The organism is Campylobacter sp. RKI_CA19_01128 (assembly GCF_025771175.1).
Classification (GTDB): domain Bacteria; phylum Campylobacterota; class Campylobacteria; order Campylobacterales; family Campylobacteraceae; genus Campylobacter_D.
In genome coordinates, this window is sequence record NZ_JAKMPU010000004.1 from 137,279 (window position 1) to 146,927 (window position 9,649).

Below are 9,649 nucleotides of genomic sequence, written 5' to 3' on the forward strand. Positions count from 1 at the left end.
ATTATATTCCTGATATATTAAAACGCGAATGCATTTCTCCTTCAAAACAAGAAAAATCAATTGTTGCCTCGCTATATTGCCCAGTATTAGCTTCGTTAACAAAAGTAATTGAAGCTTTTCCAATACCGCCTGAATCCATTCTTGAAGTTCCTTTGCTTATATTAAAATTTTCGATTAAACAAGATGGACTATATCCTTGAAGATCTGGAGATGCAAATTCTACCCAAGCGTTGGTGTATTGATACATAGGATTATATCCCACACTCCATCTTTTTTGCTTTAGCATAACTTGTGGAATTATTACTATTGCTTTATCCGATATTTTATTTTTTAGTTCTTTAGAGCTATCTCTATATTCATAATTAACTTCTATCTGAAAAGATTTAAGATGTGGATTTTCAACTGATAAAACTAGTGTCAAATCCCCATAATTATCAGCGTACAATTTGTTTAAATCTGTTTTACTTTTAATTCCATTTGGCAAGCTAACCATAACATGTGAACTAGGTTTTAAATGTTTCATCACAACATCAAAAGGTTTTATTAAATATACACTGCTATTATATCCAGTGACAGTTGGAAATATAATGCTTGGAGTATAAAAGTTTTCTACTACATAGTAAATTTTTTGATTTACTTTTTGTCCCAATGATGAAGCACTTATTATTATTTCATTTTTAAATGCTGCTTTAGAAGCAATAATTGCTTTAGCTTCGCCCTGAGAATTGAATTTACTATCTTTATTAATTATTACCCCATCTCCTTGAATATCCCATGAGATTTCAGAATTTAATCGCCCTCCGGTAATTTTTATTTCAGATTGTTCATCGAGTTTATTGTAAAACCAATTTCGATTTGACTGTATTTGTAGATTATATTGATAAAGTTTGATTTTATCTAAATTAAGTTCCTCTTTAACGCTACCTTGTTTGGTATAACTAAACTTAATAGTAAGTTCTTTAACACTATAATCACTAATACCACTAAATTCTAAAGTAGCTTCACCCTTATCATTAACATTAAAGCTTTCTTTTTTAGCTTTTACTCCTTTACTTCCACTGATTTTATCAATGGTTGAATTTGGTAATAAACCGCTTACTTTAATATTAAAATCATCTATATAATCTATAGTTTTTTCTTGAGCTTTAAAGCTTGGATATTTTACACTAGGTGTATATGTTTTTACATCATAAGTAATAGTTTTACTTAGGTTTTGACCTAGGGTGTTAACATTAATTGTAGGATTAGCTTTAAATGGAGCTTTAGAAGTAATAGTTGCTTTAGCCTCACCACTAGCATTAAATGTTGCTTCTTGATTACTTAAACTAGCATCTCCACTTAAACTCCATTCTATTTTTTCATTAGGCTTGCCACCTTTTAAAGTTACTTCTACATGATCAGGCTTTGGATCTTTTAAAGCTTTGATGTTTTCACTTTCATAAGCATGGATTTTATCTTTACTAAAACTAATGCTTGGGGTGTATTGGTGGAGTTTGATCTCTCCACTTACTTCTTGAGTACTAGCTGCGCTTTGATTATAAGTAGCAATGATTTGCAATCTTTTAATATTAAAATCTTTTACTCCTTCAAATACTACCTTACTTTCACCTTTATCATCAGCTGTGCTTTCTTTGTCATTGCTAATTCTTAAAGTTTTATTGCTTTGTACATCTTTAGCCTTCCATGAAACTTTTGTTTTTGGCATTAAACCTTTAAGTTTTACTTCAAAGTCGCTTTTATAATCAATCATTCCTTTTTCAAAGTCTTGATGAGTCACAGGATCTTTTCCAGTAGGAAGCTCCATAGTAGCTGTATAATTTTTAATTTCTAAAACTTTACTTTTTTCTTTTACTAATTCATCGCTCATATTCTTAACAATGATTTTTACTTTTTCATTTCCACTAAGTCCTATGATTTCTACATTGCTCTCACCCTTTTCATCAGCTATTAAATTAAGCTCTTTAGTAGTTTTATCTTTATCAATAAATAAAGCATTATCTCCTTGTATGCTCCATTTAACTTTTGTAGAATTAGCTTTTAAGTTTTTATAACTTGCATGAGCTTTTTCTTTATTACCTATAGTGGTTTTATCTAAGATAATATCATTATCTCCATAAATTGCTATTTGAACAAAGGCTTTTAAAGTAACTCCTAATACATTAGCAATGATTGTTGCTTTTTCTTTATCTTTCATGTTTGCATCAGGCTTATAGATGATATTTGAATTTCCATCTTTATCAGTTTTATCTGAATTTGGAGTTTTTTCCAAACTTCCTTTACCGATTAATTTCCAATTTATATCTAAATCACTTGCTAAATCACTTCCTGCAAATGTGATTAGAGATTTTTCATGTCTTTGTATATTAGAAGGTTTAGCAAATACCCTAAAATCTTCTTTTGGAGCTATAATAGTAATAGGGAAACTTTCTTGAGCATTCCCTGCTTTAGCAATTAAATTGGTTTGATGGACTCCATAAGCATGGATTATTTTTACAAAAACCTTTCCATTACCATCAGTAATATAATGATTTCCATTCTTTAAGATTACACTTTTTTGTTCAGGAGTTACACTCATAGCAACATTTTTAACTGCTTGGTTAAAACCATTTTTTAGCATAATACAATGAGTATTATCCCCTAAATTTCCACAATAAGAAATATGATAAGCATTATTAATGGCTTTATACTCAAGCACCATAGAATAATCTCTATCTATAAAATTGGTTCTAGAGCCTTCAATGGTATTGTTTATACCTGCAAATTTAGGATCAAAAGCATGTTTGAGGGCATCTTTATCTAAAGGTATATTAAAATTCATAGCTATATTTGTACCTTGTTTATCACTTTCATTACTTCTTTTATGGCTTAATGAAAAAGTTAATGCTGGACAAGGTGAATAAGTAATACCTCCTTCATACACCAAAGGATTTTTTTCTAAATCTTCAAAGCAACTTACATTGCCAAATGGAGCTACTTTTTCTCCATACCACTTGCTCATATTAGCAAAAACAGCTACATTACTCATAGAAGGAAAAGTATATTTAACACCCATATCCCAACCATTAGCAGGACGCTCTAATATATAATCTTTATCAAAATCATAACTATTAATCCAATCACTCAGTCTTTGATAAATATTAGCATGGAAAGCTAATGTATCAATCATACTTTCAAAGCCCAAAGACATTCTTTTATGTTCTCTACTAAAATCATGATCATAAACTAAATTTAATCCTAGCATGATATTGCCTGAATTATTTAATGCTAATGCATTAGGATAATATCTTATACCACCACCAAAATGACCTATGATTCTATTATTATCATATCCACCTATACCGCTTTGTAAAAAATAGGATATTTTTGGATTATCTTCACTCATAATAGGTAAAAGAACTTTAGCATTACCACTTAAACCACCTCTGTCATTATAGTTTAGATTAAACTCACTATTAATAGAGTGATTAAGAGCATGTAAATATTCTTGGATTAAAGTATTAGCTTGTAAGCTTAAATAATTGCTTGCTAAATCTCTTATAAGATCATCTCTTTCTTTATTATCTTTGGCATTATATACATTACCTATGGTTTGAATAGTATTAATAACCTTATTAGATAATGCTTCATCTTCTTTACTAAGATTAGAATCTTTATTTGGTTTTTCTTCTAATAGCTTTTTAACTCTTGGGTCAATACTATTATGCTCTTTAAGTGTTTGCTTTTGATCATGATTTACATGATTAACCGCAAGAGTTTGATTATTATCTATAATGATTTTATCTTGATTTTTTAAAATCATTATTTGAGAAAAAAGAAAAGTGTGAATGAGTAAAACAAGTAAAAATGTTTTTTTCATATCCCCCCCCCATAACCTACATTTAATTTTTATCTGTGATGAGAATATGATAACACAAAAAATACAAAAGTGATAAAAAAGTTATAAAAATATTGAAAAATAGCCAAAAAAATATCAAATATAATAATTATTTATAAACTATAATCAAAATTACTTTTATTTTTTATTAAAAAAATACATATATATTTATTATTATTTACATAAAACAAAAAATTACTTTTATTTACTTTTTTAAGACAATGGATAAATAGTCTTTTGTAGTTTTTATATTTATACTTTATTATATTGTTTAATGTATTTGTAGATATGAAAAAATAGTATTTATATAAGAATATAAATTGTATTTATTATATTTGGTATATAAAGTATAAATACTAATCTTATATTTGGTAATAAATAAAGAGTATAAATATCTTATTATATTCTTTAAATAATTATAATATAGTGTTTTTATATAAATTTGATAATAGTTGTTATAATCTTAAAATAACTTATTAAAAAAATATATTTAATTATAGTTTATGTGTTTTTATAAATTAGGTAATAAGTAAAATAATATATGGAATGTTTAATGGAAATTGAAAGGTGGTTTAAGTGTAAATTTAAAGCTTAAAAATAAGCTTTAAATTTATTAATATTCATATTGATTTAATTCTTCTTGAGTGCCAAGTAGCATTAGTATATCATTCAAATAAGCGGTAGTTTCTAAATTTGGCATAATACTCCAAGTATCATGCTGTTTGTGTGCAATGACTTTTAAGTTTTGACCAATAGATTGCAAAGTTTTTCCTGCTAAGTTTTCATCCACTAAAAGTTTTGCTACTTTGATAGTATTGGCTGAAAGATCTATGATCTCAAAATTTGGATTAGTGATAAGAATTTTAGCCAAACGCTTTGCCGATTCTTTTTCAGGATAGATGACTTTATTAACCCCAAGTTTTGAAAGAATTTGCCCGTGTGTTGAAGAGTTTGCCTTGGCAATGATATTTTTTACTCCTATTTCTTTTAAAGCCATGAAAGTGAGTATGCTTGATTCTAAATTTTCACCTATGCTAAGTATGACAACATCAGCATTTGCATAACCTGCTTCTTTTAAGGCTATAGTATGAGTAGAATCTAAAATATAAGCAAAATCTGCATGATCTTGTAATTCCTTAACCGCTTCTTCATCAATATCAGAAACAATAACTCTCTTACCTTGATCAATAAGCTCTTTTGCTAAAACTGAACCAAACCTTCCAAGTCCTATAATGCCATAAGTTTCTTTTTTCATAATATTATCTTTCCTTTTGGATAATTCAAATATTTTTCTTTTTCTTTGAAAAATATACTAAATAAAAATGCAAGCACACCCACTCTACCGCTAAGCATTAACAATATGATAAGTAATTTACTTTCAGAGTTAAAAAGCGCACTAAGCGATAAAGTCCCACCATCTCCTACTGAAACTCCTACTGTGGCAAACGCTGAACTTGTTTCAAAAAGCAAGGGTAAAAAGCTTTTATCATCTTCAATTAAGGATAAAATTAACACACAAGTGATGATATATACAATAGAACTTACTGCTATAATAAAAGCCTTATTGATAGTTTCTGTAGGAATTTCAAAGTTGAAAATTCTTGCATTACTATCTTTGATACTCCAATAAGCATAGATTAGCAATACAGCAATTGTAGTTACCTTAATACCTCCAGCTGTTCCACCAGGCGCACCACCTACAATCATAAATAAAGATCCAAAAAACAAGCTGGCATCTTTAAAGGTGCTAAGATCAAGAGTATTAAACCCTGCCGTTCGGTAATTTACCGCTGTAAAATATGCACTCATAATTTTATCAAAAAGTGAAAATTCTCCTATGCTTTTTGGATTATGGTATTCAAATAAAAAGACTACTAAGCTTGCAAAAACAATCAATATAACAGTAGAAATTAAAACAAGTTTTGTATGTAAACTTAAGCTTGCAAAACGTTTTTTAGAAAAAAAGTATAATTCTAATAATACAAAATATCCCAAACCTCCAATGATAATTAAAGAGGTGATAACAAAATTAATCCAAAAATCATCTCTATAAGGCATTAGGCCACTTTCAAATATACTAAATCCTGCATTATTAAAAGCAGAAATAGAGTGAAAAACACTAGCCCATAGAGCTTCACTTAAATTCATATCAAGCTTAAATCTTAAAAATAACAATAAAGCACCTAAAAGCTCAATAGCAAATACAAAAAATAAAACCTTTTTTAAAAATCCTACAAGGCCATCAGCTTCAGGATAGATCAAGGATTCTCTTAAAAGATTTTTTTCTCCAAAACTCATCTTTTTGCGCACTAAAATATATAAAGCCATAGCTATACTCATATAACCTAAGCCACCTATTTGAATAAGCAATAAAATAACAAGTTGTCCATAAAAGCTAAAATCTAATGAGGTGTTTAATACAATAAGTCCTGTCATGCTTACAGCTGAAGCACTGGTAAAAAATGCATCTAGAAAAGATATGGGTTTAGTGTGCATAATAGGAAGCATTAGAATAAAGGTGCCAAAAAGTGCAACTAGGATATAACCTATAAATAAAATTCTTATATTTTTTCTATCTAAAGTTAATTTTGTCATTTTGATTCTTTAAAATTAAAAAAACATTCTACTTAAAATTGGTTAATAAGTAAAAAGAGAACTTTCCACATTTTAAGTGGAAAGTTGAAGTATTAAAGCATTCCTACTGCTAAGAAACCTAGGGCAACAGCTATAACTATAGCTAATACACCAGGGATAAAGAATGCGTGGTTAAATATGAATTTTCCTATTCTTGTTGTGCCTGTGTCATCCATTTGAACTGCACCTAATAAAGTAGGGTAAGTTGGAAGAACGAAAAGTGCTGAAACAGCAGCAAAACAAGCAACGAGCATATAAGAATCTGCAGGATTTGTAGCTGAAATTCCTAATGCAGCAATGATAACTGGAACAATAGCTTTTGCAGTAGCTGCTTGAGAGTATAAAAGCATACTAGCAAAGAAGAATGCAACTGCAAGCATAGCTGGAGTTTGTTTAACCCATTCACCTGCTACTTCTTTAATACCTGCCTCATGACCTGCAACGAAAGTATTTCCAAGCCAAGCAACACCAAATACACATACACAAGCTGTCATACCTGATTTAAATACACTTGTATCTAAAATTTTTGCAGGTTCAACTTTACAAAAGATTGTAATTAAAGTTGCAGCTGTTAATAAGAAACTCATAATTGCAGCATCTCTTGGAATAACTACTGGATCAATCCATTTGATATTATTAGAAATTGCTGTAGCATAAAGAACAACCGCTAATACTGTGAATAAGAAAATAGCAACTGAAAGTTTTGCACCTGGTTTGTCTTCGCTTTGTAAAACATCAGAAGCGCTTTTTACAAGACCAGCTTTTAAGCGTTCTTGATAGATAGGGTCTTTGCTAAGATCCATTGGAGTGATTAAGCTTACAATGAAAGCTGTAATCATACAAGCAGCAAAAGTAGTTACAATCCAAATACCAATTAATGCAGGGTAATTCCAACCAAGTGGTTCTAATACGCCAGTCATATAAACAACAGCAGCACTAACTGGAGAAGCTGTAATACCAATTTGTGAAGCAACAACCATTAATGAAAGTGGAGCTGATGGTTTGATGTTTTGTGATTTTGCAACATCAATAACAACAGGCATTAATGAAAATACCGCATTACCTGTACCTGCTAAAATAGTAAGTAACCAACCGCAAGCTGGTGCAAGGTAATTGATAAATCTTGGATGTTTACGTAAAATTCTTTCGGTAACTTTTACCATATAATCCAAACCACCTGCTTGTTGCATAGCAGAAATCGCAGCAATTGCTGCAGCAATGATTAAGATAACATCCTAAGGAATATTACCTGGTTTCATACCTAAAACAAGACCTAAAATAACAACACCCAGACCTCCGGCATAGCCTATTGCTATGCCACCGAGGCGGATACCTATGAATATTGCCCCAAGAAAGACAACAAGTTGTAAAATAATCATAATATCCATGATTAAACTCCTAAGTTATTAAGCTTTTCTTTTCTCTGTCATATGAGGATTTAACATATTTTCTGGTGTTAAAATTCTTTCAATTTCTTCTTTTGGAAGATATCCTCTTTCAAGACAAATATCGCCAACTGCTTTACCAGTTTCTAAAGCCTCTTTAGCAATACTTGCAGATTTTTCATATCCTAAAACAGGATTAAATGCTGTAACAATACCGATTGAGTTAAGTACAGATTGTTTGCATGCTTCAGGATTTGCTGTTAAGCCTCTTACAGCTTTTTCAGCTAGAGATTTCATTGCATTTTCAAGTAATACTATAGAGTTAAATAATCCATAGGCAATACCTGGTTCAAATGCATTAAGTTCAAATTCTCCTCTTTCAGAGCAAAGCATAATAGTAACATCATTTCCTATAACTTCATAGCAAGCTTCACCTACTGCTTCACAAATTACTGGATTTACTTTACCTGGCATGATAGAGCTACCTGGTTGCATTTTTGGTAGATTAATTTCACCTAAACCACATCTTGGGCCTGAATTCATTAATCTTAAGTCGTTTGCAATTTTAGATAATCTTACTGCTGCAGTTTTTAACGCGCCACTTACGTGTACAAAGTCGGCTGTATCTTGAGTAGCAGCGATAAAATCTTCAGCTGGTTTAAATTCAACACCAGTAATTTCTTTTAATTTTTTCTCAACCACAAATTTGTAATCAGGGTGGCAGTTAATTCCTGTACCAATAGCTGTTGCACCAAGATTTAAATAACTCATTGACTCACGAGCTGCTGTGATTTTTTCAATATCACTTTTAATATAGCTAGCAAAAGCGTTGAAAGTATTTCCTAAAGTAGTAGGAACCGCATCTTCAAGCTCTGTTCTACCCATTTTAATGATATCTTTGTATTCTTTAGCTTTAGCTTCTAATTCAGTTTTTAAAAGTTCCATAGCTTTTAAAAGATCAGTAAGTTTTGCATAGGTAGCTACTTTGATTGAACTTGGATAAGTATCATTTGTAGATTGACCTAAGTTTGTATGATCATTTGGATGAAGATATTGGTACTCACCTTTTTTGTGTCCCATACTTTCAAGAGCGATATTAGTGATAACTTCGTTGGTGTTCATGTTTGTACTAGTACCAGCACCACCTTGGATCATATCTACTACGAATTGATCTAAAAATTCACCAGCAATCAATCTATCGCAAGCTTTAGCAATAGCATCAGCTTTGTCAGCATCAAGAACCCCAACTTCTTTGTTAGCAAGAGCAGCTGCTTTTTTAACTTGAGCGAAAGCTTTTACAAAATAAGGATAATCTTGTAATCTTCTGCCACTCATATGGAAGTTTTCTAGTGCTCTAAAAGTTTGCACTCCATAATAAACCTCGTCAGAAATTTCCAACTCGCCAATAAAGTCGTGTTCTTTTCTTGTTCCCATGATGTACTCCTTGTGGGTTTTATTTAAGTTTTGTTTATAAACTTAATGAGTATTATATAACAATTTTTTATAAAAGTTTCATAAATTTTTCTGAATTTATCAAAAATCAATAAAAATATATAAAATAAATTAGAATATTGATATTCATTTTATAAATATAATGCTTTTTTGGTAGGTATTTGATGTTTGTAGTGTTTATTATTGCTTTTATTGTTTATTTTTTAAAAATTTATATTTACTTTTTGTATAATTTTAAAATTCCACAAAAGACAAAAAGATTATAAAATTGATAGATTAAATTTGAAGAAATTAAATTTGAAAG

General features: G+C 29.9%; 4 protein-coding genes and 1 pseudogene. All 5 read right to left on the bottom strand.

What is annotated here, in order from left to right; all coding sequences use genetic code 11:
* Position 1: 1 nt before the first annotated feature.
* The 5 genes and pseudogenes from L8U98_RS04465 to L8U98_RS04485 all read right to left on the bottom strand — a co-directional run bounded on the left by L8U98_RS04465 (position 2) and on the right by L8U98_RS04485 (position 9,327).
* Positions 2–3,856 (bottom strand): inverse autotransporter beta domain-containing protein, encoded by a 3,855-nt coding sequence (locus L8U98_RS04465; protein WP_263725040.1) that lies wholly within the window; start codon positions 3,854–3,856, stop codon positions 2–4.
* A 631-nt stretch (positions 3,857–4,487) separates the two neighbouring features.
* The gene (locus L8U98_RS04470) at positions 4,488–5,129 is read right to left on the bottom strand and encodes a potassium channel family protein (RefSeq protein ID WP_263664328.1); all 642 of its coding nucleotides are present in this window, start codon (positions 5,127–5,129) and stop codon (positions 4,488–4,490) included.
* Complete coding sequence (locus L8U98_RS04475; RefSeq protein WP_263709100.1) at positions 5,126–6,469, bottom strand: TrkH family potassium uptake protein; 1,344 nt, start codon at positions 6,467–6,469, stop codon at positions 5,126–5,128. The genes L8U98_RS04470 and L8U98_RS04475 overlap by 4 nt, the downstream gene beginning before the upstream one ends.
* A gap of 92 nt (positions 6,470–6,561) precedes the next feature.
* A pseudogene (locus L8U98_RS04480) lies at positions 6,562–7,896 on the bottom strand (anaerobic C4-dicarboxylate transporter).
* Positions 7,897–7,914: 18 nt separating this feature from the next.
* Complete coding sequence (locus L8U98_RS04485; protein WP_263664325.1) at positions 7,915–9,327, bottom strand: aspartate ammonia-lyase; 1,413 nt, start codon at positions 9,325–9,327, stop codon at positions 7,915–7,917.
* Positions 9,328–9,649 lie beyond the last annotated feature (322 nt).

Bases quoted from the DNA above. Each gene is read 5' to 3' on its own strand.
- L8U98_RS04465 (WP_263725040.1), bottom strand. From the start codon at position 3,856: ATGAAAAAAACATTTTTACTTGTTTTACTCATTCACACTTTTCTTTTT.
- L8U98_RS04470 (WP_263664328.1), bottom strand. From the start codon at position 5,129: ATGAAAAAAGAAACTTATGGCATTATAGGACTTGGAAGGTTTGGTTCA.
- L8U98_RS04475 (WP_263709100.1), bottom strand. From the start codon at position 6,469: ATGACAAAATTAACTTTAGATAGAAAAAATATAAGAATTTTATTTATA.
- L8U98_RS04485 (WP_263664325.1), bottom strand. From the start codon at position 9,327: ATGGGAACAAGAAAAGAACACGACTTTATTGGCGAGTTGGAAATTTCT.